This is a genomic window from Neobacillus sp. NPDC058068 (genome assembly GCF_042885335.1).
GTDB lineage: Bacteria > Bacillota > Bacilli > Bacillales > Cytobacillaceae > Neobacillus.
On the sequence record NZ_JBHVSI010000017.1, the window covers coordinates 90,368 to 114,467 of the forward strand.

A 24,100-nucleotide genomic window follows, 5' to 3' on the forward strand; every position below is an offset into this window, starting at 1 on the left:
TTTGGAACATATATTAGGACAAGAATGGGAGATAATCCCTGCTGGGGGCGCAACGGGAGAGGCCTTTTATGCAAGCTATGAGGATCAGAGGCTTTTTTTAAAGCGGAATTCATCTCCCTTCCTTGCTGTTCTTTCAGCAGAGGGGATCGTCCCAAAGCTTGTTTGGACGAAACGCTTGGAAAACGGGGATGTAATCTCGGCACAACAATGGCTAGAAGGCCGTGAACTAAAACCTGCTGAGATGAATCATGAGGCTGTAGCCAGGTTATTAAAGAAGATTCACTGCTCAGACCCAATGCTTGGGATGCTTAGCCGGTTAGAAACGTCCCCATTGCTTCCGGAGACTTTTTTTCAAGCTGTGGTAAATGAGTTGGATGAACAAGTGCTTTCTTTGATGGAAGTGCAAAAGGCGATGAACTTTTTAAAGAAGGAAGCTAACAATGTTTATTGTGAGGAAAAAGTCGTTTGCCATGGTGATGTGAACCATAACAACTGGCTGCTTGCGGAAGACAACCAGTTGTACTTGATTGATTGGGATGGGGCGATGATTGCCGACCCTGCCGTTGACTTAGGATTACTGCTTTATTGGTATATTCCTGAAGAAAACTGGCAAGATTGGCTAAACATGTACGGAAAAAGCTTTACCGATCATTTAAGGTTACGAATGAAATGGTATGTTGCACTGCAAACCTTAACCTCGATTCAATGGTATAAGAGTAAAAACCGCCTGGAAGAAATGAACAAATGGATAAAGTTTTTGGACGATATCCTTTAACTTAACTGATCAATGTTGTTTACCCATTGTGATAGGTTATCTTGGTTAGATGAAATATGCTGATCTAAATCAGCAGTCTGCGCACCGTGCTGGCTGTACTGATAGACCTCCTGTAAAATGTTTTTGACATTTTCATCAACTTGAGTGTTGACCATCAGAGATTTTACCAGTCTTTCCAATTGTTCACATTCTGCTACAGAACCACAGCAATCGGCCTGGTGGTTGTTTAAAATATCTTTTAATAAAGTAACCTGGTCATCATGACTTAACGGCATGAAAACACGCCCTTTCAACGTGGGAATTTAAAAAGGAATTCACAGTTAGGATGTGAATTCTTTTTTTGTTTATACTTCAACTTACTTTCCAGCAAAAATTACTTGCATGGGAACAGTTTTTAGTGATATGGTTTGAACGATAATTTTTTTAGGAGTGTCATAAATGAGACTGAGGAATAAGCCTTGGGCAAAGGATAAAATAGAGCAGCATCCACAATATATTGTCGCAAATCCCGAAATGTACAAGGGAAAATGGCATGAAGTATTTGGCAACGAGCAGCCGCTTCATATTGAAGTCGGAACGGGAAAAGGCCAATTTGTAACCGAAATGGCCAAAGCGAATCCGGGCATCAATTATATGGGGATAGAATTGTATGATAGTGTCATCGTTGCGGCGTTAGACCGTTTAATTGAAGCTGATTTACCGAATCTCAGACTGTTAAACGTTAATGCAGCTGATTTAGAGAAATATTTTGCTAAGAATGACGTTGACAGAGTTTATCTGAATTTTTCTGATCCATGGCCAAAAGTCCGTCATGAAAAAAGAAGATTAACGTACAAAGATTTCTTAAAACTTTATGAGGATATTTTAATCGATAAGGGTGAAATTCATTTTAAAACCGATAATCAGGGCTTATTTGAATATTCACTTATGAGCTTTTCCGAGTATGGATTATTGTTAAAGTATGTAAGTCTTGATCTTCATAAAAGTGATTATCAAGGAAACATCATGACAGAGTACGAAGAGAAATTCTCCGAACAAGGGAATCGGATTTATCGCTGTGAAGTTAAATATCAGAATTAATTGGATGGACAGTTCTTTACCAGGGCTGTCCTTTTTTTGTTTTCTAAATAATCAGCCAATGGTAAAATGGTGGAAAAGAGGAGGTATTGGATGATGGAGACATTGCAGATAGGGAATGTTTCACTGACATGGTTATCAGGAGGGGTGACAAACCTAGACGGCGGCGCGATGTTTGGGGTCGTTCCGAAAGGGTTATGGTCGAAAAAATACCCTAGTAATGAAAAAAATCAAATCGAATTGCCGACAGACCCAATTTTAATTCAGATGGATGGAAAGAATATTTTAGTCGAATCTGGACTAGGAAAAGGGAAATTAACTGAAAAGCAATTAAGAAATTTCGGTGTTTCCAGGGAATCCGAGCTTGAAGCTTCCTTAGGGAAATTAGACTTAAGTGTGGGAGAAATTGATTATGTCTTAATGACCCATTTGCATTTTGACCATGCCGGAGGCCTGACAAAACTTGAAGAGGGACAATATGTATCAACCTTCCCAAATGCAAAAATTATTGCATCACAAGTGGAATGGAACGAAATGCGCAATCCTAATATTCGTTCGAAAAATACATACTGGAAAGAAAACTGGGAAGCAATTGAATCACAGGTAGTCCCTTTTAAGGAGAAGTGGAATTTAGGGGCCATCACGATGATTCATACCGGCGGGCATAGTGATGGACATTCAATCTTGGTTATTGAAGACGGTGGAGAAATGTCCATCCACATGGCAGACTTGATGGCAACGCATGCCCACCAGAATGTTTTATGGGTGATGGCATATGATGATTACCCGATGGATTCAATCGCGGCAAAGGAAAAGTGGCTGCCATACGGATTTGGGAAAAATGCCTGGTTTACTTTTTATCATGATGCCTTTTACCGGGCAGTTAAATGGGGCTCTGATGGTAAACAAATTACCGAGAGCATTAAGCGGGAAAGATAAAGAATAAAAGCGGAAGCTTCAGTTGCGCGGCGTATGGACAGGAGCGATTATTAAAATTTCCTAAACGACAAAAAATAGCCGTATCATTTTAAAGATACGGCTATTTTTGCGGCTATGATATTAGTTCATCTGATAAAGGGCGTATATCCAAAAGGGTTCCTGTCTGGGCATCAGCGATAAATTCAAATTGTTCATTCGAGCCGTTGTTATTTTTCGAAATGCCACCCTTGTAAACTTTATAGTGAATTTGGTGTTTTTCATACGGCTCTGCTTCCATATGTATCCATGAACCACTAATTGGCCCATTCTGTTTAAATTGATTCTTAACCTGTTCTAATACCTTTTCAGGTGAAACCTTTAGCTTGTTATTTAGGACTTCATGTGCAGCATATCCGCCAATGATACCAACCGCTGCACCCAGGATAAACGACTTCCAGTTCATTTGAAAACCTCCAAATATTAAATTGGAAAAGATTACATTTACCATTCTCCTCTTTAGTATATCGTATTTAAAAGTAAGAAGGTAATATTACTAATATTGAACTGAAATATTGGTAAGCGGTCAAAAATTTCTGTAAAATAAATTCTATACATAAATATAAGATTAAAAGGAGCACAAAATGAACGAACAAACCTTAAAGCTTTTTCAAACGTTAACAGAGCTGCCCGGTGCACCCGGAAATGAGCATTTAGTAAGAAATTTCATGAGAGAACAACTTTCTCAATATTCTGATGAAATGATCCAAGATAAATTAGGAAGCATTTTCGGTGTGAAAAAAGGAAATGGATCTGGACCGACCGTTATGGTTGCTGGACATATGGATGAAGTGGGATTCATGGTGACATCCATTACGGATAATGGCATGCTTCGTTTTCAAACGCTTGGCGGTTGGTGGAGCCAGGTGCTTCTCGCACAGCGTGTCCAAGTGATGACCAAAAATGGCCCAGTTATTGGTGTCGTTGGCTCGATTCCACCACATCTGTTAGACGAATCAAAGAAAAATAAACCAATGGAAATCAAAAATATGCTTATTGATATTGGTGCCGATGATCGGGAGGATGCGGAACGGATTGGAATCAAGCCTGGTCAGGCAATTTTGCCGATTTGTCCATTTACACCGATGGCAAATCCGAAGAAAATTTTAGCAAAAGCTTGGGATAACCGTTACGGCTGTGGGTTAGCAATTGAGCTGCTTCAGGAATTAAAAGATGAAACATTACCAAATATCCTTTATTCCGGAGCGACCGTTCAGGAGGAAGTAGGTTTACGCGGTGCGCAAACGGCGGCCAATATGATTAATCCTGATATCTTTTTTGCGCTTGATGCAAGTCCGGCCAATGATATGAGTGGAGATAAAAAAGAATTTGGTCAATTAGGCAAAGGGGCATTACTTCGCATCCTTGACAGGTCGATGGTGACGCACCGCGGTATGCGCGAGTTTATCCTCGATACGGCAGAAACAAACAATATTCCTTATCAATATTTCGTTTCACAAGGCGGAACAGATGCAGGCCGCGTTCATTTATCTAATGAGGGTGTTCCAAGTGCTGTCATTGGTATTTGTTCGCGTTATATTCATACCCATGCATCCATCGTTCATATCGATGATTACGCAGCCGCAAAAGAACTAATCGTTAAACTTGTCAAAGCTTGCGACAAGACAACCGTGGATACCATTAAAGCAAACAGCTAATATTCGTGGAGAGGGGGGCATTTTATATGCCTCCTTTTTAGGCTGGTCCCTTATGAATGGGGTGTTGGGGACTAAAAAGGGTCAGGATCAAAGAAAGCGGTCGGCAATAAGGGCTATTGGAGCCCGTTGATGCTGAAAAAAGCAGGCAACGGTCGTTAAGAGAGGTTCATAAAGCCCGTGGACGCTGAAAATAGTCGCAGAGGGTCTATAAGAGCGATTCATAAAGCCCGTCGACGCAGAAAAAAGCCTCAGACGGTCAATAAGAGCGATTCATAAAGCCCGTCGACGCTAAAAAAAGCCGGCAACGGTCAATAAGAGCAGTTCATAAAGCCCGTCCACGCAGAAAAAAGCCTCAGACGGTCAATAAGAGCGATTCATAAAGCCCGTCAACGCTAAAAAAAGCCTCAGTTGGTCAATAAGAGAGGTTCATAAAGCCCGTCGACGCTGAAAAAAGCCTCAGACGGTCAATAAGAGCGGTTCATAAAGCCCGTCAACGCTAAAAAAAGCCTCAGTCGGTCAATAAGAGAGGTTCATAAAGCCCGTGAACGCAGAAAAAAGTCGCAGTCGGTCAATAAGAGCGTTTCATAAAGCCCGTCAACGCTGAAAAAAGCCGGCAACGGTCAATAAGAGCGATTCATAAAGCCCGTCGACGCAGAAAAAAGCCGCCGACGGTCAATAAGAGCGATTCATAAAGCCCGTCCGCGCAGAAAAAAGCCAGCAACGGTCAATAAGAGCGATTCATAAAGCCCGTCGACGCTAAAAAAAGCCGGCACCGGTCAATAAGAGCAGTTCATAAAGCCCGTCCACGCAGAAAAAAGCCGCCCACGGTCAATAAGAGCGATTCATAAAGCCTGTCGACGCAGAAAAAAGCCGGCGAAGGTTTATAAGAGCGTTTCATAACGCTCTTTGTTGCAGAAAAAAGCCGCCGACGGTCAATAAGTCCCATCAATTATGCCCAGAAAAACAAAAATAGAGAAAATCACTAGTAAAAGGAGCTTCAGCTATAATGAAAATCATTATTGGCTCAAAGAATCCAGCAAAAATTAATGCTGTAAAAAATAGTTTTTCCCAACAAGAAGCAGAATTTATTTCGCTTGATATTCCATCAGGTGTGAACGCACAGCCATTTTCCGATGAAGAGACAATCCAAGGAGCAATCAATCGAGCTGTAGGTGCATTAAATCAAGGAAGCGGCAATATTGGGATTGGCCTTGAGGGCGGCGTTCATGAAACAAGCCTTGGATTGCTTCTTTGCAACTGGGGGGCAATTGCCACGCACAACATGGAACCGATTATCGCCGGCGGTGCCAGATTCCTTCTCCCTGAGGAGATAGCTACAAGGCTTAGAGTGGGGGAAGAGCTCGGTCCGGTAATGGATGATTACGCAAAAATGAAAAATGTGAGAAAACACGAAGGAGCGGTTGGAATTTTTACAAATGGCATGATTAATCGTATGGAAATGTTCACACATGTTACAACACTTCTAGCAGGACAATATACCTATCGCCAAAATCAACTTAGAAGATAAATCTTTCTTTTTCGACAGCAATAATTGACAAAGGTCTTGTCATTCGAATATACTGACGGGTATTATAGGAATAGGACTTTGTTCATATTGCGAGGGGGCGAAAAATCTGAAATTCTTCAAAACCATTACTTTTTTCATGGTATCTATCCTGTTATTAACTGCTTGTAACAATACTTCGTTTAAAGATGAAAGTAAGGCATCGGTAAAAACAGCAAAGGCAACTTTCAATGAACAGGAAAAAAAGCCAAATCAAAAGAGTGGAAAAACTCATTTTTACTTACCTTCCGGATACAGTATAAAAGATAAATCACCAAATAATATCATTTTACAAAATGGCGCTGACACCTATATTCTGTTCATTAACCCGCAAGAAGACAGCTCAAGTGATGTTGTCTATAGCGCAACGGTCGACCAATACAAGGAACTCGATACGAACGAGAAGTTTACAAATGATAATAAACTTGGCTTTTTAACAATTAAGCAGTTGAAGGATAACAGCTTGAATGAATTAACTATCGGTGTAGGCGGAGCAAAAATAACGACACAAGCCAAAACAAGTAATCTGAACGATGATGCCAAAGTAATGATGGAAATTGTCAATTCAGTTGAAACTGAAAAATAAAACGGAGGGTGACCCCCTTCGTTTTTTTTGCTGTGTTGGACTGAACAAGATTAAATATAAAGCTTTTTTGGGAACAATGAGAGTGAACCTGACATTTTTCAACCATACCCCTAGTGCATATCATTGGACGGAGAAGTCGCGTGACTGCTATCATTTGGGAAGAATCTAACAACAAAAGAGAATCGGAGGCGTAGAATTTGAAAAATTTAGAGTCAATGGAGCAATTTGAACAACTTCGTGACGGATCTAAAACGATCTTTATGTTTTCAGCAAACTGGTGCGGGGATTGCCGCTTTATCGAACCTGTGCTGCCGGAAATAGAAGCTAAATTTACTGAATATACGTTTATTCATGTGGACCGCGATCAATTTATTGATTTATGCCAACAGGTAGATGTTTATGGCATTCCAAGCTTTATCGCTTATGAAAACGGAAAAGAGCTTGGCCGCTTTGTCAGCAAAGACCGGAAAACGCAAGAAGAAATCGAAGGATTCATTTCGGGTTTAAAATAATTTAGCCTTAACCCTCTCTCTTCTTTTGAGATGAGGGTTTTTTTAATGTACAATAGAAAAAGCAGCTCCTGGAATTGGAGGGTTACCAAGTGAAAATGGATAGCAAAAAAATGAAACGAGAATTAGAGGCGCGGCTTGCCGGGAAAGACAGAGTCATTTCTTACGACCGTGAAAAGGATCAGCTCCGCATTGAAAGTGAATTAGTCGGTAAAGGTATTACCATCTCATTGCCTGGAATCGTGGCTAAATGGCATGTCAATAAAGATAAAGCCATTGATGAAATCGTTTATTACGTGGAGGAAGGACTCCGAGCAATGGAGGAGCCGATTCAACTGACAGACCACGAGCGAAAAATATTCCCTATCATCCGCTCCACTTCGTTCCCGGCAGAAGCAGAAGAGGGGATTCCGTTTTTGAGTGAAGAACATACGGCAGAAACCAAGATTTATTACGCCTATGATATGGGCAAAACCTATCGGTTGATTGACACTAGGATGATGGAAAAAGAGGGCTGGGAACCTAACAGGATAAAGGAGATTGCCCTTTTTAATGTCAGGTCACTATCAACGCCATTAAAAGAAGACCAAGTTGCCGGGAATACGTTTTATTTTCTCAATACGAATGATGGTTACGATGCTAGTCGGATATTAAATAAAGGTTTCCTCACTGATTTTGAAAAGAAAATGACGGGGACAATGGTTGTTGCTGTTCCTCATCAAGATGTGCTGATTGTTGCTGATATTCAGAACGACCGAGGCTATGATGTTATGGCCCAAATGGCAATGAGTTTCTTTGCCAATGGTCATGTGCCAATTACGGCATTATCATTCATATATGAAAATGGGGAATTAGAACCGATTTTTATTATGGGAAAAAATAAATAACACCTCATTCGAAAAAGGATCACAGAAAAAGTGGTCTTTTTTCCTTACTGCTACTATACAGTTAGAAGATATTTTGACTCATTCTCAAGAATTATGTCGAAAAAATAATTTTTACTGATAAAATAGATTGATAGATAAAGTAGAAAGAGTGATAGTTTTGAGTTGGATTCAAGACTTGTTCCAAAAATTCAAACGAGATGATGAAGAAAAGTACGAAGATTATAGCCTGCATAATCATAAACCTGAAAACCTCCCGTTTATTAACCAATATGAAAGTCTCAAGGATTTAGATGCGAAAATATCTTATCAGTATCCAAAAGGCAGTGTTCGTCCTTCTGCTGTGCCGCAGGAAAAGCGGAAAGCAATGGAAACGACAGTACGCCAAAATAGATCTAAGAAGCTTATCGAGGAAAGAAGAAAGATAGAGCAACAGGAAGTTCAACCAGTAAAAAAAGAAGTGCCCAAAACGAAGTATGAACCAATATCGAGAAGCCGTGGGCCGTTTCAGCCCACTGAAATTCCTTCACCGGTTTTTGGATTCAACCGGCCGAGAAAAACGGACACAGTCGTGGAGCATGAATTGAGCCACTTTTTAGAAGATGATTTTGATAATCAACTGGAAGAGCTAGTTCTTCAAAAAGAGTCAGCGCCAATAGTTTCAATTCAAAAAGAGTCAGTATTAATAACCCCAGTTCAGGAAGAGCAATCGCTGATAGTTCCAGTTAAAGAAAAGCCAGTGCCAATAACAACCCCAGTTCAGGAAGGGCTAAATGAACTGAATGCTGCAGATGAATTAGAGGTAATTAATACAGCCGCTAAAGCTATAGAAATCATTCAGAATCAAAAGATCATCCCTCTTGCCGAAGAGTTAGCTGATGCTCACAATGAAGCAATGGAAGAGGCTGCGCCTGGACTTGAGCTTGAAATGGAGTCTGAATCAGCTCTTGAACAAAAAGGTGAATTAGAACCTGATCCGCCAGCACCAAAGCGGTCCCATTTGCCTTTCAATGTCATGATGTTAAAGCAGGATAAACAAAAATGGGAAGAACGAAAACGAAGAAGTGAAAGGGAAGTACAGCGAGTTATTTCAACCGAAATCAAACCTTTCGAAAACGTTCAGCAGATTAATCAGCACACTCCTGACATAGTGGAGGAAATCCAGCATAAGATGGATGATGGATTATATGCACTCCCGAAATCCAGTTTGTTAAACCCGCCTGTTACCGAGGTGAGGGATACCAAATGGCTGCTAGAACAAGAAGAGCTTTTAAACCTTACGTTACAAAACTTTAATGTTGGCGCAAGTGTTGTCCATGTTACCCAAGGTCCGTCAGTTACCCGCTTTGAGGTACAGCCGGAGCCGGGAGTAAAAGTAAACAAAATTACTAATTTAAGTGATGATATTAAACTAAGTCTTGCAGCAAGAGATATTCGGATTGAAGCTCCAATCCCAGGGAAACATACGATTGGGATTGAGGTTCCTAATCAAAAGTCACGGCCTGTACTCATCAATGAAATTATCCAGACAAGTGTTTTTGCAGAATCAGTTTCACCGTTAACCGCGGTCCTTGGCCTTGATATTGCCGGGAAGCCGATTGTTACTGACCTTAAGAAAATGCCGCACGGCTTAATTGCCGGTGCGACAGGTTCAGGAAAAAGTGTATGTATTAACTCGATTTTAGTAAGCTTGTTATTCAAAGCAAAACCTGAAGATTTAAAGCTTTTATTGATTGATCCAAAAATGGTGGAACTTGCGCCATATAATCGAATTCCCCACCTTGTCAGCCCGGTTATCACGGATGTTAAGGCAGCAACCGCTGCGTTAAAATGGGCTGTCGATGAAATGGAGCGGCGTTACGAGCTATTTGCCCATACTGGGGTTCGCGATATTAACCGGTTTAATGAACTGGCAATGCAGCATAAGCGTTATTCTGATAAGCTTCCGTTTATTGTCATCGTAATTGATGAGTTAGCTGATTTAATGATGATGTCACCAGCAGATGTAGAAGAGGCCATCTGCAGGATTGCCCAAAAAGCAAGGGCTTGCGGAATTCATTTAATTGTTGCGACGCAGAGACCATCAGTTGATGTGATCACCGGCCTAATTAAGGCGAATATTCCAACTCGGATTGCCTTTTCGGTATCTTCCCAGGTTGACTCGCGGACAATTATCGATATAGGCGGCGCTGAAAAATTGCTTGGCCGCGGTGATATGCTGTTTTTAGAAAATGGTTCTTCAAAGCCTGTCCGTTTGCAAGGAACATATGTATCTGATGAGGAAATCGATCTTGTTGTTGCCCATGTTAGAGAGCAGCGGGAGCCTGAATACTTGTTTGAGCAAGAAGAGTTATTGAAAAAGGCCCAAGTAACGGAAGAGGAAGATGAACTTTTCTACGAGGCCTGTGAATTTATTATTGAGCAAGGCGGTGCCTCTACCTCAAGCCTGCAGCGGCGTTTTAAAATCGGCTATAACCGGGCGGCAAGGTTAATGGATATGCTTGAAACGAATGGATATATCACCGGTGCAAACGGCAGCAAGCCGCGTGATGTATTAATAACGGAGTCCGATTTAGAAGCGATTCAAGACTAGGACTATCTAATTATCTTTTGTATTATTTATAGACAGTGACAAAGAATAAATAGTACACTGATTGAACGGATTTAACCCTAAAAGGTTATCAAATAGTTTTTCTTATGGAACAATGTTATAATAATGAAATGATTTTTAAAACGTAAAAACCTTATTCTATATTTCAGTAAGGTTATAAATAATGTCAAATACAGACAGATATCATATACTGTTTACAGTATTACGTTCGTTGGAGGTTCTTCTATGACTATTTACCATTTTGTAGGTATAAAGGGGTCTGGAATGAGTGCACTTGCACAAGTTCTACACGATATGAAATTTGAAGTGCAAGGCTCTGATTATGAAAAGCATTTTTTTACTCAGGATGCTCTTGAACAATCAGGGATCACAATCCTTCCCTTTCAAAAGGAAAATATCAAGCCAGGATTGACGCTTATTGCAGGGAATGCTTATCCTGATACCCATGAGGAAATTCAAGAGGCGATGAAGCTTGGGCTTCCTATTGTACGTTACCATCGCTTTTTAGGCGATTTTATGCAAAACTTTACAAGTGTGGCGATTACCGGTGCACATGGAAAAACATCCACAACCGGACTGCTTGCACATGTAATAGAGGGAGCTAAGCCCACCTCTTATTTAATTGGTGACGGAACAGGTAAGGGCAAAGAAGGTGCTGAATATTTTGTGTTTGAAGCATGCGAATACAGAAGGCACTTCCTATCCTACTTTCCAGACTATGCCATCATGACAAATATTGATTTTGATCACCCTGATTATTTTGCCAACATTGAGGATGTTTTTTCAGCCTTTCAAGAAATGGCCATCCAAGTGAAAAAAGGGATATTTGCTTATGGTGATGATGAGCAGCTGCAAAAAATTCAGGCAAAGGTTCCCGTTTTGTTTTACGGATTTGGTGAAGAAAATGATTATCAAGCCAAAAATCTTGTCAAAACCACAAATGGAACAAGCTTTGATGTTTTTATTCGTAATACATTTTTTGATACCTTTTCGATTCCGGCCTTTGGCGACCATAGTGTCTTAAATGCACTGGCCGTTATCGGTTTATGTCATTATGAAGAAATAAATGTGGATGTCGTTAAGGAACTATTAACAACGTTCCAAGGTGTGAAACGAAGATTCACAGAAAAAAGAATCGGAACACAAATATTAATTGATGATTATGCCCATCATCCAACAGAAATTAAAGCTACCATTCAGGCAGCTAAACAGAAATATCCTGATCAAAAGATTGTCGCTGTCTTCCAGCCGCATACATTTACGCGCACCCAAGCCTTCTTAGAGGATTTTGCCGAAAGTTTACGCTTGGCGGATAAAACGTATTTATGTGAGATCTTTGGTTCGGCACGGGAAAATCATGGAAAGTTGTCAATTAAGGACTTACAAGATAAAATTGCTGAGTCTGAAATTATTACGGAAGAACATACATCCGTCTTAAATGAACATACCAACAGTGTCATTATTTTTATGGGCGCTGGAGACATCCAAAAGTTTCAGGAATCTTACGAAAAACAGATGTTCTAATTAAAAAGGATGCCGGCAATTTGCCCGGCATCCTTTTACTGTTAACATAAATAAACTCTAGTGTGAATTTTTTAACACAAAAGGCAGGAAAACAAGACAAAGATAGGGAACTAATATAAGATAATTAGTGAGGTTTATATCCATCTGGGATGGGTAATACATAATGATAGAATTAAGGCGGGGGTGCATTATGCAAATTATTTTATACTTAAGCGTAGCCTTGATTGCGATTGCGTTTTTAGTGCTTGTAATTTATTTAGCAAAAACGCTTAGATCACTTCAGGGTACACTGACAAGCGTTTCGCAAACGTTAACAGGATTGGAAAAACAACTGGATGGTGTGACAAGTGAAACAACGTTGCTGCTACAAAAAACAAACGCACTAGCTGAAGATATTCAGCATAAATCCGAAAGTTTAAATAGTGTGGTTGATGCGGTAAAGGACGTTGGGACAACAGTTTCTAAATTTAATGGCACGCTCAAGAACATTACGAATTCAGTTGATATCCAGGTAGAGGAAAATAAGGAGAAAATTTCGCAAATTGTTCAATGGAGTAATGTCCTGCTTGAACTAAAGGATAACTGGAAGGCAAGAAAAGAAGCGAAAACTAAAATAAGCCCAGCTGAGGGCAAGAAGGTAAGAGCACATTAGAAAATTCTGGGGGGTTAGTAATTAATGGCCAATAGAGAATATGAATCACGCGAAACGAATCAAGCTCGGAATGAGGGGTCTTCAAATAGTTTTTTACTAGGAGCTCTAATCGGCGGTATAGCAGGTGCTGCTACAGCGCTGTTTTTGGCGCCTAAAACAGGAAAAGAGCTTCGAAATGCAGTAACAAATCAAGCTGGTTCTTTAATGGATAAAACGATTCAATTGCGGGGAAGCGTGAAGAACAAAAGCAATGAATTAGCCTCTAAAACATCTTCACTTTCCCAAGGGCTCGTCCAGCAATCCTCTGGTCTATTAAAGAAAGTTAAAGGAAGAGCTAGCAGCCAAGATGAGGCCGGGGAAGAAGCAAATTCAACCTTTATTCCAATTCAAGCACCAAAAGAAAAGAAAACACTCAAAAAATCCATTCCAATCGGAACTTTAGACAGTTCCGAGATTAGAAAAAAGCTGGAGGAAGCTCAAAAAGCTTTTGACGCGGAAGAAAGTAAAGTAAAGCTTTAAAGGGAGTTTATTTGTGATACAAACGGTGGAGTGATAAAATGACTTCACCGTTTATTTTTTATTTAATGGAGGTTGTTGGGATGCTTAATAAGGTGGATTCTGTTGAAGAATTTAATCAACTAGTAGAAACAGAAGGTAAATTTTTTCTTTTAAAACATAGTTTAACTTGTCCAATTAGTCATGCTGCATATAAAGAATATGAAAAATATGCAAATGAGCACCAGGATATTCCGACGTATTACTTAGCGATTCAGGAAGCACGTTCATTGTCAAACGAAATAGCGGCGAAATTCCAGATCAAGCACGAATCCCCGCAAGTGATTCTTTTTTCGGGCGGAGCATCATCATGGAATGCCTCCCACTGGAAAATAACGAATAGTGCATTGGTAAATGCCGGAATGAACACTCAATAAGACTGTACCCGCCGGCAAAAGATAAAATTACAAGCAAATGATGCACAAATTAATTTTTTTAAACATAATTTAATTTAATAGACACAAATACTCTTTAATACTTAAAAGCGTTTAATCATTAAAGAAAAAAGAGATGACAAAGAAAAATATTTCCGATATAATAAAGCCTAATTAAAAAATTATAAAATTTAAAAATATTTGCTTGTAAGCTAGTATCTCATGATTGAATGGAATTAACTATGATATTAGACTGATTTGCAAATGAAAGGACGGGGACGAAGGATGGGCAAAAATGATTTGGATCAACTAAGGGCGCGTGTCGATGAACTTAACTTGGAGCTGCTGAGGCTGATTAATGAAAGAGCAGGGCTCGTCCAAGAAATTGGACAAGTAAAAGGAAATCAAGGGGTTTACCGTTACGATCCAGTCCGTGAAAGAAAAATGCTAGAGGTCATTAAGGAGCATAATGATGGTCCATTTGATAATTCAACCATCGATCATATCTTTAAAGAAATTTTTAAAGCGGGCCTAGATTTGCAAAAGGATGACCATGAGAAAGCTTTACTTGTTTCGAGAAAGAAAAAGCCTGAAAATACAATTGTCACCTTAAAAGGTGAAAATATTGGTGATGGAAAGCCGCATTTCGTTTTCGGTCCTTGCGCGGTAGAGTCTTATGAGCAAGTAGCTACTGTAGCCAAAACAATGAAAGAAAAAGGCTTAAAGCTGCTTCGTGGCGGTGCCTACAAACCAAGAACTTCTCCGTATGATTTCCAAGGTCTTGGGGTAGAAGGATTAAAAATCCTAAAACGGGTAGCAGATGAATTCGATATGGCTGTTATTAGTGAAATCGTAAATCCTGCTGATATTGAAATGGCAGTTGACTATATCGACGTCATTCAAATCGGAGCTCGGAATATGCAAAACTTTGAATTACTGAAAGCTGCTGGTGCCGTTAAGAAACCTGTTTTATTAAAAAGAGGTATTGCAGCAACAATCGAAGAATTCATCAATGCTGCTGAATACATTATGGCACAAGGGAATGGACAAATTATTCTGTGTGAGCGCGGGATTAGAACATACGAGCGAGCAACAAGAAATACCCTAGATATTTCAGCCGTACCAATTTTAAAACAAGAAACACACTTGCCAGTCTTCGTTGACGTTACACATTCAACTGGCAGGAGAGACTTACTGCTGCCAGCAGCGAAGGCCGCTATTGCTATTGGTGCAGACGGAGTAATGGCTGAAGTCCATCCGGACCCTGCTGTTGCCCTTTCCGATGCCCAGCAGCAAATGGATCTGAACCAATTTGACACATTCTATAATGAATTGCTGGCATCACACTTTGTTCGGATTTAAATAACCGTGAAGATCCCATTAAAAAAACCTTCTGCTGTCTTCATGCAGGAGGTTTTTTTAATAAAATATCGGGAAATTACGAAAAATGTTGACAAATGCAATTGCGGCTTTAATCTTCTTATCGTATGATTAAATACATATATCAGATTGTATATTTCCTCACAATGAGTAAATTTATCTTAGATGTTGTAAAATAAAGAAAACAATGTACGTTTTAGGAGAGTGTTATTAGTGAATATAACTATTTATGATGTGGCAAGAGAAGCCAATGTTTCCATGGCAACCGTTTCCCGTGTAGTAAACGGGAATCCAAATGTAAAACCAGTGACCCGCAAAAAGGTTTTAGAAGTCATCGAAAGATTGGGCTACCGTCCAAATGCTGTTGCCAGGGGTTTAGCAAGTAAAAAAACGACAACTGTCGGTGTTATCATTCCAGATATCTCAAATATCTTTTTTGCTGAATTAGCCCGCGGAATTGAAGATATTGCCACGATGTATAAGTACAATATTATTTTGAGCAATTCTGATCAAAATAAGGACAAGGAATTTCATTTGCTTAATACGATGCTGGGCAAACAAGTGGACGGGATTGTCTTCATGGGAGGAAATATTTCCGCGGATCATGTGGAAGAGTTTGAAAAATCGCCAGTACCAATTGTTCTTGCTGGCTCTATTGAAGAGTCGAATCAGATACCTTCTGTAAATATTGATTATGAACAAGCTGTTTTTGAATCTGTTAATGAATTTATTGAAAAAGGACATAAGAATATTGCCTTTGTTGTTGGACCACTTCATGAGCCGAAAAATGCCCTGAAAAAACTCAAAGGGTATCAAAGAGCATTGCAAGAGGCTGGGCTCCCTTATAATGAAGAGTTGGTCGTTGAAGGTGACTATACCTATGACTCCGGCATGGAAGCAGTGGAGAAATTACTTGAAGCATCAGAGAGACCAACGGCTATTTTAGTGGGCGCTGATGAAATGGCACTGGGAGTTGTCCATGGCGCAGAAGATAAAGGCTATACCATTCCTGACGATTTTGAAGTAATCACTTCTGATAATACAAGGCTGTCGTTGATGGTACGCCCGCAGCTGACTACTGTCGTTCAGCCGTTATATGATATCGGAGCCGTTGCTATGAGGCTGTTGACTAAATTAATGAATAAGGAAAAAACAAGCGAACACATTGTTGTTCTGCCGCACCGAATTGAACACCGTCAATCCACTAAGTAATTTGAAAAACAATGGAGACACTATGTCCTCTGAGTTGGATATTAATGAAAAGGGCTGCCAAAAGTATTGGCGGCCCTTTAACTTGATTGACTTTTTTGATTGCGAATCGGGTACAGTGCCTTTTCAAGTGTGATTAAATTCTTTTCTGTTATTTCCGCTTTCCTAGGGATAGGGGGATACAAGGTCTCAGGATCATCCCATTCCTTTGGTAATGCTACAGGTGATTCCTTTTGCCAGTAATCTACCCAATCAGCAGGTAAACTGCCAAAACAATTTGGGTTTTCCGTCATTTCTAACCAAATGTGGGCCCATGCCCTCGGCACAACCCTCCAAATATCATAACCGCCGCCGCCGACCGCAATCCATTTCCCCCCGCAATATTGATGGGCAATTTCATGGGCGAGCTTTGGAATTTCCCGGTAAATCTTCATCGTGGCTGATAAATGTGTTAAGGGATCAAAATAATGGGAGTCAGCCCCATTTTGCGTCAAAATCACATCCGGTTTAAAAAACTCAGCTACTTCTTTAAGGGCTTCTGTGTAGGCATACAGCCACGATTCATCTTCAGTAAAGGCATCAACGGGAATATTAAAAGAATAGCCGTAGCCTAATCCCTGGCCCCTCTCATTGATGTTTCCGGTTCCGGGAAATAAATACCTTCCAGTTTCATGAATCGACAGTGTGCATACGTTAGGATCGTCATAAAAGGACCATTGGACACCGTCACCGTGGTGCGCGTCGGTATCGACATATAAAACACGGGCATGGTATTTTTCTTGAAGATATTTAATCGCTACTGAACTATCATTGTAAATGCAAAATCCTGAAGCTTTTCCGCGAAAACCGTGATGCAAACCGCCGCCGAGACTGAGCGCGTGCAGAGCCTTGCCAGTCATCACCTGATCGACTGCTGTCAGTGTCCCTCCAACTAACAAAGAGCTTGCCTCATGCATATTAGCAAATACGGGGGTATCTTCAGTACCCAAGCCGTAGTTCTCGGCAATTTCTTTTGGAAGCTGTCCATGGCCAGCTTTTTTTACTGCCTCTATGTAGCTTGGATCATGAATGAGTGCCAGCTCTTCTTCTGTTGCCATTCGTGGCGCGATAATATGCTCTGGATCTAATCCATTAATTTTATATAATAAGTCTACTGTTAGTTTTAGCCGGAATTGATTGAAAGGATGATGACTGCTGAATTTATAACTTAGCAGTTCTTCTGAGTAAATAAAGGCTGCACGATCTTTCATAAAGAAATCTCCGGCAGATTTGGCCAAAGGACATGATGACCGGCCATTTTAAGGTCATGAATTAATCCGGTGGGATTCATTAATTGGACTCTAATGACAAGGATTTTAAATTGCTCATCCTGTTTATCCGGGTAAACCAGCACACTAAGAATATTCGCTTTTCGCTTGCGAATGATATCAGCAATCTTACTGAGAACACCTGAGATATTCGGCACCCTTAGTTCAATTTGCGACCCCGGCTGATGGGCACCTGTTAACTCGACCATGGTTCGCAGTAAATCTGTTTCAGTTATAATCCCGACTAATTTCTGATCCTTTATGATTGGAAGTGCACTGATTTTATGTTCGTAGACGAGCGCGGCAACTTCCTCAACAAAATCAAGCGGGTGTCCAGTAATAACATTGCGCTCCATAATCACTTCAAGCGGTTTTTTCAAATCGTCCGGATTGTCATTCGTCCGAAAAGTTGATGATGTTGCCTCTTTTAATCGGGAAATGGTGACAAGACCGACTAAATTTTTTTCATCATTAACAATGGGAATGTGGCGAATATTATTGATTTCCATTGCTTGAATTGCTTCAGCAATGGTGTTTGTCGGTTGTAACGTTACCACATCTGTTTTCATTATTTCTTCTACAATCATTAGGAAATCCCCCTAATTAAAAAAATTTTCCTATGTCTAGCTCTTCTCGCCTAGCCCCACGGGGCTGATCAAGGCACTTACGCTTTTCAATTAATACATGAACCGATTCATAAAGCGGAGTCGGTCAAATTTTTGCACGGTATCAAGATCAATGCGTTTCCCAATTCGAGCCATAAGGCAGTTGGCCGGATGTGAGCATATTTCGGGATCATCTGTTGCATACCATTCTAAGCCGCCAGCATTCATCATTTTCTCCATTACCTTCCGATATTCCCACACATTTAATTTAGTGTTTTTTAAATCCCAATGCCAATAGTACTCTGTTGTGATAATAAGATAATCTTCCATCGTATCATCCATCATCGATACAATTAATAGATTCTTTCCGACAGCACAGCCCCTGAATTCTGGGATTACCTCAATTGCCCCGAGTTCGATTAAATTATCCATTTTTCCTTCAGACCAGCGCTCTAACGGGTCTGGATAAAGGTATGTAACATAACCAACGATGGTATGCCGGTTTCGTGCAATAATAATCCTGCCTTCTTTCAGTTTCGCTATCCCAATTAAGGCCTGGTGCTGTTGGGCAGGAGGGCGAAATGCGACAAGGTCTTCATGAAATTCGTAGCCTGCTAGTTTATCTGAAGAAATAGGACCTTCAATGATTAAGTTCCCATGAGGAGTTTTCAATTGTTTAGCATTATAAGTCTTTTTGTGTTCCATACGGTCACCCACCCGGTAAGATCGTTTGTGTTTCAATTCTATTATACATAAAAACAAAAAGGAAAAGTTGACTTTACAAAATTTTCAGTGTTGTTAAAAATATTAAAATAATAGCGAATGTATTTTTAAAATTGTGAATAGTTACTATTTGTACTATAATAATCTCATATTCTTCAAGAGGGGGAGATTGGAATGAAAGTGGAAGCGTTGCCGGTTGTGCAGGGGGAACATAATTTACGCAATTATGATGAGATGTATAACCAATTCGACTGGAAAGAAACCGAGAAGGCATTCTCTTGGAGTGAAACAGGGCTTGTTAATTTGGCATATGAGGCCATTGACCGCCATGCTCAAACCTTCCGAAAAAATAAGGTTGCCTTATACTATCGTGACGCATCAAGAAATGAGAAGTATACCTTTAAGGAAATGAGAGACCAGTCAAACAAAGCTGGGAATGTGTTAAAGAATTATGGTGATGTAGAAAAAGGTGACCGTGTATTTATTTTCATGCCTCGTTCTCCCGAGCTTTACTTTACAGTTTTGGGTGCGATTAAGCTTGGGGCAATTGTCGGTCCATTATTTGAGGCCTTTATGGAAGGTGCTGTCAGAGATCGTTTGCAAGACAGTGAAGCTAAGGTATTAGTTACGACCCCGGAATTGCTGGAACGTGTTCCAGTAAATGAATTACCGGCATTAAAGCATATTTTCCTAGTCGGCAAAAATGTAGATGAAGAGGGTCCTTATATTAATTTCTTGAACAAATTTGCAGAGGCAAGTAAGGAATTAAGAATTGAATGGGTGGACAGGACATATGGTCTGATTCTGCATTATACCTCCGGTTCTACTGGGAAACCAAAAGGAGTACTGCATGTACATAATGCAATGATTCAGCATTATCAAACAGCAAAATGGGTCCTTGATTTAAAAGAGGAAGATGTATACTGGTGTACGGCCGATCCAGGCTGGGTTACCGGGACTTCTTACGGAATATTTGGCCCTTGGTTAACAGGAACATCTAATGTGATTATTGGAGGCCGCTTTAGTCCTGAGACCTGGTATCAAATGATTGAAGAATTTGGGGTCACGGTTTGGTATAGTGCTCCCACCGCTTTCAGGATGTTAATGGGTGCAGGTGACGAGGTTGTTAAGAAATTCGATTTAAGCAGCCTTCGACATGTGCTGAGTGTTGGCGAACCGTTGAATCCGGAAGTAGTGAAATGGGGAGCAAAGGTATTTAATAAACGAATTCATGATAACTGGTGGATGACTGAAACAGGTGCCCAGCTGATTAGTAACTATCCTTGCATGGAAATTAAGCCTGGATCGATGGGTAAACCAATTCCAGGGGTGATTGCTGCTATTGTTGATAATCAAGGCAATGAGCTCCCGCCGTATCGAATGGGGAACCTTGCGATCAAGAAAGGCTGGCCATCGATGATGAATGCGATTTGGAATAACCCGGAGAAATATGAATCATACTTTATGCCAAATGACTGGTACGTCTCCGGAGATTCCGCCTATATGGATGAAGACGGGTATTTCTGGTTCCAAGGACGGGTTGATGATGTCATCATGACGTCCGGTGAGCGTGTTGGACCATTTGAAGTAGAAAGCAAGCTTGTTGAGCATCCCGCTGTTGCAGAGGCAGGCGTTATCGGAAAACCGGATCCGGTTCGCGGTGAAATTATCAAAGCCTTTATTGCCCTGAGGGACGGATATGAACAGTCAGATGAACTTAAAGAGGAAATCAGGCAATTTGTTAAAAAAGGTCTCGCTGCCCATGCAGCGCCGAGGGAAATAGATTTCCGCGACAAACTGCCGAAGACGAGAAGCGGTAAAATTATGCGCCGCGTCTTGAAGGCCTGGGAGCTTAATTTACCAGCAGGCGACCTTTCAACTTTAGAAGATTAATTAAAAATAAAAACCGCACCGGTCAAATTAAATGATCGGTGCGGTTTTTATTATTGCGGTGTTGTTGTTTCAGGTGTTGTTACAATAGGATCAGGTATTGTTATGCCGACCTCTACAAGATTAGATGGAGCGGATTCGTTGCCAGCGATATCAACTGCAGTTACATAATAAACTCCGTTTCCGGCTTTATACGAAAGGCTCGAACCATTAATAACGCTCGTGACTTTAGTTGAAAATACATTTCCTTGATAGACTCTATAGCCCACTATATCATTATCCCGGGCTGCTGACCAAGTTAATGTATTACCTGAGGCTGTTAAACGGACACTATCAGGCTTCTTCCCATTATCGACCATTTTGGAGTCAGGAACGAGAATTTTCGCCCAACGATCTTTCTCAGGTATAAGCTGTCTTGTATTTTTGAAATTCTTTCCGACCATTCGAGTAATAAAGTCCGGGTTTAAGATAAGACCAAACTGGGCAAACTCTTTTGGGGTAGAATCTAACGCTAAATATCTTTTCCCGCCAATCGTAACAAACTTTCCTTCAATCAAGCTATCATCAATTTTCGTCGGAACATCTTTGACGTTAAAGTAATCACTTTCAATTAAGCCGGCCTTCGAACAGGCATTGGACGGCAGCATCCCTGAAACAGCACAATAGGATCGTTTCACGATTCCTTCAGGCATGGTAAATGACTCTTTTGGTGCCACTAAATCCGGTCTGATTTTATATGCTGCATTAATTAATTCAGCCCAAAGGTTATTTGTCCGCTGGCTGTAAGACAGCACTCCTTTAGACTGCAGCGATTTTGGCGTATCGTAACCAGTCCAAATACCAAAGGTTACGTTTGGATTTGTCGCAACAAACCAGGAATCCGTATATTCATTACCTGTTCCTGTTTTACCGGCCCAATCGGCTCTAAAGTTCAATTTACTATTGATCCCGGCGGCAGTTCCCGTTTTAATTACATCGCGCATCATATCTAGAGTTAAATATGCTGTTTGCGGTTTAAAAACATCAACTGGCTTTACTTCGTGTTGATAGATTATTTTGCCGCTTTTATCGACAATTTTATCAATCAAATAGGCATCAATAAATTTACCATTGTTTGCAAAGGTACTAAAGGCATTTGTATTCTCTTCAATGGTAACACCCTTCTGTAACGAACCGATGGCAGCTGAAGGGTTTGTATGATCATCTTTTAGAAGAGAGGTAATTCCCATTTTTTCTAGGTATTTTGCCGGTTGTTGGTCAACAATTTCCTTGTATAGTTTTACGGCAGGAACGTTATAGGATTTTGCAAGTGCATAGCGAGCAGAAACTAAACCGCTATAACCTCCACCGTAATTTCGCGGCCATGGTTTACTTCTGCTGGGGTCCAAATATAATTCAACATTTGGCAGCGGTGTTCCCGGTGCCGCTTTACCTAATTCGATTGCAGGGCCGTAGACAAGCAGCGGTTTCATCGTGGACGCATTTGGCCTGTATGCACTAGTTGCATGATTAAGCTGTTGTTTGTTGTAATCCCTTCCGGCAACAAAGCTAATAATCTTACCGGTCTTATTTTCGATTAGTTCTGCTCCAACCTCGACAGGCTCCATAATCGTTTTCTTTTCTCCAGTTTCCGGGTCTTCCACTTCCTGAGGTTTATCTGCTCCATAGTATTTATAATTGTCTTTTACCAGCTGCATCACATCGTAAATCTCTTTATCAATTGTCGTATGAATTTGGTAGCCATTTTGATGTAAATTATGGTTAGCTAACGTTTTGTACTTGTAATAAAGATTATCATCATTTTTTAAGTCTTTTTCTGTATAGCCATCCTTTTGAGCTAGTACGGTAGTCAGAGTATCGATAGCACGCTTTTCAATTTCAACCGTCAGCCAAGGGTATTTTTCAAGCGGATTTGTAACCGGCGCGATAAAGTCCTTGGTGATATCATAGGCAGATGCCTCAGCGTACTGCTGCTGGTTTATATACCCGCCGTCAAACATACGCTTTAATACCGTTTTCATTCGGCTAAGTCCTGGTTCAAGGTTGTTCTTAATGGTCCCCTCTCTTGTAAAAGGGGTATATCCGAATGGACTTTGCGGCAGCCCAGCGATGAAGGCTGATTGTGCCAAGTTCAATTCACTTGCTTTTTTGCCGAAAATGCCTTTAGCTGCCGTTTGGACACCGGCAATGTTTCGTCCGGATGAGTTTCTTCCAAAGGTTGAAACATTCAAGTAAGCTTCAAGAATTTCTTTTTTGTCAAAGAACTTCTCTAATCGAAGGGCAAGTAAAATTTCATTGGCTTTCCGTTGAAATGAAACCTCATTGGTTAAAATTTGGTTTTTTATTAATTGCTGTGTTAAAGTACTGCCGCCTGTTTGAACAGAAGAGTTTGAAACTTCCTGGAAGACGGCGCGAAAAACAGCTTTTGGGACGACTCCATTATGTTTGTAGAAGTATTCGTCTTCGGTAGCGACAACTGCGTTAATTAAATCCTTCGATACTTGATTGAGTGTCACTTGTTCGCGTTCAAGATCGGTTCTGAGCTTACCAAGATAGACATTATTAGAAAAATATAATTCCGATGTTTCTGTGTAATTATAAATATCCTTTTTCATACTTTCGTATGAGCGTACGGGTTCATCCTTTACAAGCGAGGCGAAATAACCTGCTCCTACCCCTGCACCGAATGAGCCTCCAATAATGACAACGGTCAATATTAGGAGGAATAAGTTCCAAAAGACTTGATATGTGATTCGTGCACTTTTTACCGTTTTTTTATGGGTAAACAAGTTAAGTGCGGATTTAGCTTTTTCCAACCATGCTTGTAATTTTTCATTTTTCAAAAGCATCACCTCTTTTAAAATCACATCCATTATAGCATACAGACGCTATAAAAAACTGACAAACTTCTACATTTTTCTGATATTTCCAGTTCGTGTTTGACAGTTAGAAGAAAATATGATAAAAAAACTATAAGTTAATTTTATATTAAAGCTGTGAAGGGAATCAATTGTAGTTCTTCTATCCCTGTTATTAGAGAGCCGGCGGTGGTGGGAGCCGGTACATATAGAAGAATGAATTACGTCCTCGAGCTTTCTCTGTGAATATTATTATTAGTAATGGAGAACGGTGATAACCGTTATTTTTTTCAAGTTGGAGGATGATGATATCCTCAAGCTGGGTGGTACCGCGTAAAATTACGTCCCTGCATTTTTGCAGGGACGTTTTTATTTTGAAGTTGG

Annotated in this window: 22 protein-coding genes and 1 other annotated feature; of the genes, 16 read left to right on the forward strand and 6 right to left on the reverse strand. The window is 40.4% G+C overall.

The window, feature by feature from the left end; translation table 11 throughout:
• The first annotated feature begins 1 nt into the window (after nucleotide 1).
• The gene (locus ACFVSW_RS19610) at nucleotides 2-775 is read left to right on the forward strand and encodes a phosphotransferase (RefSeq protein WP_387318296.1); all 774 of its coding nucleotides are present in this window, start codon (nucleotides 2-4) and stop codon (nucleotides 773-775) included.
• Here ACFVSW_RS19610 and ACFVSW_RS19615 read toward each other — a convergent pair.
• Nucleotides 772-1,050 (reverse strand): YtzH-like family protein, encoded by a 279-nt coding sequence (locus tag ACFVSW_RS19615; protein ID WP_387318297.1) that lies wholly within the window; start codon nucleotides 1,048-1,050, stop codon nucleotides 772-774. The two genes, ACFVSW_RS19610 and ACFVSW_RS19615, sit on opposite strands and share 4 nt — an antisense overlap.
• Nucleotides 1,051-1,213: 163 nt before the next feature.
• Here ACFVSW_RS19615 and trmB point away from each other — a divergent pair, with 163 nt between their 5' ends.
• Together trmB and ACFVSW_RS19625 are read left to right on the forward strand one after the other, a co-directional pair.
• The gene (trmB, locus tag ACFVSW_RS19620) at nucleotides 1,214-1,855 is read left to right on the forward strand and encodes a tRNA (guanosine(46)-N7)-methyltransferase TrmB (protein WP_387318298.1); all 642 of its coding nucleotides are present in this window, start codon (nucleotides 1,214-1,216) and stop codon (nucleotides 1,853-1,855) included.
• A 93-nt stretch (nucleotides 1,856-1,948) separates the two neighbouring features.
• A complete protein-coding gene (locus ACFVSW_RS19625; protein ID WP_387318344.1) occupies nucleotides 1,949-2,791 on the forward strand; it encodes a YtnP family quorum-quenching lactonase in 843 nt (280 codons plus the stop codon).
• A 112-nt stretch (nucleotides 2,792-2,903) separates the two neighbouring features.
• Here the strand turns inward: ACFVSW_RS19625 and ACFVSW_RS19630 are convergent, their stop codons facing one another.
• Complete coding sequence (locus tag ACFVSW_RS19630; RefSeq protein ID WP_387318299.1) at nucleotides 2,904-3,233, reverse strand: PepSY domain-containing protein; 330 nt, start codon at nucleotides 3,231-3,233, stop codon at nucleotides 2,904-2,906.
• A gap of 178 nt (nucleotides 3,234-3,411) precedes the next feature.
• Here ACFVSW_RS19630 and ACFVSW_RS19635 point away from each other — a divergent pair, with 178 nt between their 5' ends.
• The 12 genes from ACFVSW_RS19635 (at nucleotide 3,412) to ccpA (ending at nucleotide 16,336) form a co-directional block, all read left to right on the forward strand.
• Nucleotides 3,412-4,485: a M42 family metallopeptidase gene (locus tag ACFVSW_RS19635; protein ID WP_387318300.1), complete on the forward strand. Its 1,074-nt coding sequence runs from the start codon at nucleotides 3,412-3,414 to the stop codon at nucleotides 4,483-4,485.
• Nucleotides 4,486-5,491: 1,006 nt separating this feature from the next.
• Nucleotides 5,492-6,013, forward strand: a complete 522-nt coding sequence (locus ACFVSW_RS19640) for a DUF84 family protein (protein ID WP_387318301.1) — start codon at nucleotides 5,492-5,494, stop codon at nucleotides 6,011-6,013.
• Nucleotides 6,014-6,149: 136 nt separating this feature from the next.
• The gene (locus ACFVSW_RS19645; RefSeq protein ID WP_387318302.1) at nucleotides 6,150-6,635 is read left to right on the forward strand and encodes a hypothetical protein; all 486 of its coding nucleotides are present in this window, start codon (nucleotides 6,150-6,152) and stop codon (nucleotides 6,633-6,635) included.
• Between the two features lie 197 nt (nucleotides 6,636-6,832).
• Nucleotides 6,833-7,147 carry a thioredoxin family protein gene (locus ACFVSW_RS19650; protein ID WP_024026692.1) on the forward strand — a complete coding sequence of 105 codons (315 nt, stop codon included), beginning with the start codon at nucleotides 6,833-6,835 and terminating at the stop codon, nucleotides 7,145-7,147.
• A gap of 95 nt (nucleotides 7,148-7,242) precedes the next feature.
• Nucleotides 7,243-8,031, forward strand: a complete 789-nt coding sequence (locus ACFVSW_RS19655) for a DUF1444 domain-containing protein (protein ID WP_387318345.1) — start codon at nucleotides 7,243-7,245, stop codon at nucleotides 8,029-8,031.
• 364 nt (nucleotides 8,032-8,395) lie between these two features.
• On the forward strand, nucleotides 8,396-10,621 hold the full coding sequence (locus ACFVSW_RS19660; protein WP_483872387.1) for a DNA translocase FtsK: 2,226 nt from the start codon (nucleotides 8,396-8,398) through the stop codon (nucleotides 10,619-10,621).
• Nucleotides 10,622-10,864: 243 nt separating this feature from the next.
• Nucleotides 10,865-12,163, forward strand: coding sequence for a UDP-N-acetylmuramate--L-alanine ligase (murC, locus tag ACFVSW_RS19665; protein ID WP_387318304.1), 1,299 nt, complete (start codon nucleotides 10,865-10,867; stop codon nucleotides 12,161-12,163).
• Nucleotides 12,164-12,353: 190 nt separating this feature from the next.
• On the forward strand, nucleotides 12,354-12,815 hold the full coding sequence (locus ACFVSW_RS19670; RefSeq protein WP_387318305.1) for a DUF948 domain-containing protein: 462 nt from the start codon (nucleotides 12,354-12,356) through the stop codon (nucleotides 12,813-12,815).
• Between the two features lie 24 nt (nucleotides 12,816-12,839).
• Nucleotides 12,840-13,334 carry a YtxH domain-containing protein gene (locus tag ACFVSW_RS19675; protein ID WP_387318306.1) on the forward strand — a complete coding sequence of 165 codons (495 nt, stop codon included), beginning with the start codon at nucleotides 12,840-12,842 and terminating at the stop codon, nucleotides 13,332-13,334.
• A gap of 80 nt (nucleotides 13,335-13,414) precedes the next feature.
• A complete protein-coding gene (gene ytxJ / locus ACFVSW_RS19680) occupies nucleotides 13,415-13,747 on the forward strand; it encodes a bacillithiol system redox-active protein YtxJ (RefSeq protein ID WP_387318307.1) in 333 nt (110 codons plus the stop codon).
• Nucleotides 13,748-14,029: 282 nt separating this feature from the next.
• Entirely contained in the window at nucleotides 14,030-15,106 is a 1,077-nt protein-coding gene (locus tag ACFVSW_RS19685) for a bifunctional 3-deoxy-7-phosphoheptulonate synthase/chorismate mutase (RefSeq protein ID WP_387318308.1), read from the forward strand.
• A gap of 231 nt (nucleotides 15,107-15,337) precedes the next feature.
• Nucleotides 15,338-16,336 carry a catabolite control protein A gene (gene ccpA / locus ACFVSW_RS19690; protein ID WP_024030764.1) on the forward strand — a complete coding sequence of 333 codons (999 nt, stop codon included), beginning with the start codon at nucleotides 15,338-15,340 and terminating at the stop codon, nucleotides 16,334-16,336.
• A 77-nt stretch (nucleotides 16,337-16,413) separates the two neighbouring features.
• Here ccpA and ACFVSW_RS19695 read toward each other — a convergent pair whose 3' ends face one another.
• The 3 genes from ACFVSW_RS19695 to ACFVSW_RS19705 form a co-directional block, all read right to left on the reverse strand.
• Nucleotides 16,414-17,583 carry an acetoin utilization protein AcuC gene (locus tag ACFVSW_RS19695; RefSeq protein WP_387318309.1) on the reverse strand — a complete coding sequence of 390 codons (1,170 nt, stop codon included), beginning with the start codon at nucleotides 17,581-17,583 and terminating at the stop codon, nucleotides 16,414-16,416.
• Entirely contained in the window at nucleotides 17,580-18,227 is a 648-nt protein-coding gene (locus tag ACFVSW_RS19700; protein ID WP_387318310.1) for an acetoin utilization AcuB family protein, read from the reverse strand. The genes ACFVSW_RS19695 and ACFVSW_RS19700 overlap by 4 nt, the downstream gene beginning before the upstream one ends.
• A gap of 90 nt (nucleotides 18,228-18,317) precedes the next feature.
• A complete protein-coding gene (locus ACFVSW_RS19705; protein WP_387318311.1) occupies nucleotides 18,318-18,950 on the reverse strand; it encodes an N-acetyltransferase in 633 nt (210 codons plus the stop codon).
• 192 nt (nucleotides 18,951-19,142) lie between these two features.
• On the opposite strand from ACFVSW_RS19705, the gene acsA reads away from it, so the two are divergent.
• Complete coding sequence (acsA, locus tag ACFVSW_RS19710; RefSeq protein WP_387318312.1) at nucleotides 19,143-20,861, forward strand: acetate--CoA ligase; 1,719 nt, start codon at nucleotides 19,143-19,145, stop codon at nucleotides 20,859-20,861.
• A gap of 50 nt (nucleotides 20,862-20,911) precedes the next feature.
• On the opposite strand, the gene ACFVSW_RS19715 is transcribed toward acsA, so the two are convergent.
• Entirely contained in the window at nucleotides 20,912-23,701 is a 2,790-nt protein-coding gene (locus ACFVSW_RS19715) for a transglycosylase domain-containing protein (protein ID WP_387318313.1), read from the reverse strand.
• 144 nt (nucleotides 23,702-23,845) lie between these two features.
• Nucleotides 23,846-24,068, forward strand: a binding site (T-box leader).
• The last annotated feature ends 32 nt before the right edge of the window (nucleotides 24,069-24,100 follow it).

Excerpts from the sequence above, each read along its gene's own strand:
- ACFVSW_RS19645 (WP_387318302.1), top strand. The coding sequence starts at position 6,150 with ATGGTATCTATCCTGTTATTAACTGCTTGTAACAATACTTCGTTTAAA.
- trmB (WP_387318298.1), top strand. The coding sequence starts at position 1,214 with ATGAGACTGAGGAATAAGCCTTGGGCAAAGGATAAAATAGAGCAGCAT.
- ACFVSW_RS19625 (WP_387318344.1), top strand. The coding sequence starts at position 1,949 with ATGGAGACATTGCAGATAGGGAATGTTTCACTGACATGGTTATCAGGA.
- ACFVSW_RS19700 (WP_387318310.1), bottom strand. The coding sequence starts at position 18,227 with ATGATTGTAGAAGAAATAATGAAAACAGATGTGGTAACGTTACAACCG.
- ACFVSW_RS19640 (WP_387318301.1), top strand. The coding sequence starts at position 5,492 with ATGAAAATCATTATTGGCTCAAAGAATCCAGCAAAAATTAATGCTGTA.
- ACFVSW_RS19615 (WP_387318297.1), bottom strand. The coding sequence starts at position 1,050 with ATGCCGTTAAGTCATGATGACCAGGTTACTTTATTAAAAGATATTTTA.
- ACFVSW_RS19670 (WP_387318305.1), top strand. The coding sequence starts at position 12,354 with ATGCAAATTATTTTATACTTAAGCGTAGCCTTGATTGCGATTGCGTTT.
- ACFVSW_RS19705 (WP_387318311.1), bottom strand. The coding sequence starts at position 18,950 with ATGGAACACAAAAAGACTTATAATGCTAAACAATTGAAAACTCCTCAT.
- ACFVSW_RS19655 (WP_387318345.1), top strand. The coding sequence starts at position 7,243 with ATGGATAGCAAAAAAATGAAACGAGAATTAGAGGCGCGGCTTGCCGGG.
- murC (WP_387318304.1), top strand. The coding sequence starts at position 10,865 with ATGACTATTTACCATTTTGTAGGTATAAAGGGGTCTGGAATGAGTGCA.
- ACFVSW_RS19685 (WP_387318308.1), top strand. The coding sequence starts at position 14,030 with ATGGGCAAAAATGATTTGGATCAACTAAGGGCGCGTGTCGATGAACTT.
- ACFVSW_RS19630 (WP_387318299.1), bottom strand. The coding sequence starts at position 3,233 with ATGAACTGGAAGTCGTTTATCCTGGGTGCAGCGGTTGGTATCATTGGC.
- ytxJ (WP_387318307.1), top strand. The coding sequence starts at position 13,415 with ATGCTTAATAAGGTGGATTCTGTTGAAGAATTTAATCAACTAGTAGAA.
- acsA (WP_387318312.1), top strand. The coding sequence starts at position 19,143 with ATGAAAGTGGAAGCGTTGCCGGTTGTGCAGGGGGAACATAATTTACGC.
- ACFVSW_RS19695 (WP_387318309.1), bottom strand. The coding sequence starts at position 17,583 with ATGAAAGATCGTGCAGCCTTTATTTACTCAGAAGAACTGCTAAGTTAT.
- ACFVSW_RS19675 (WP_387318306.1), top strand. The coding sequence starts at position 12,840 with ATGGCCAATAGAGAATATGAATCACGCGAAACGAATCAAGCTCGGAAT.
- ACFVSW_RS19660 (WP_483872387.1), top strand. The coding sequence starts at position 8,396 with ATGGAAACGACAGTACGCCAAAATAGATCTAAGAAGCTTATCGAGGAA.
- ACFVSW_RS19635 (WP_387318300.1), top strand. The coding sequence starts at position 3,412 with ATGAACGAACAAACCTTAAAGCTTTTTCAAACGTTAACAGAGCTGCCC.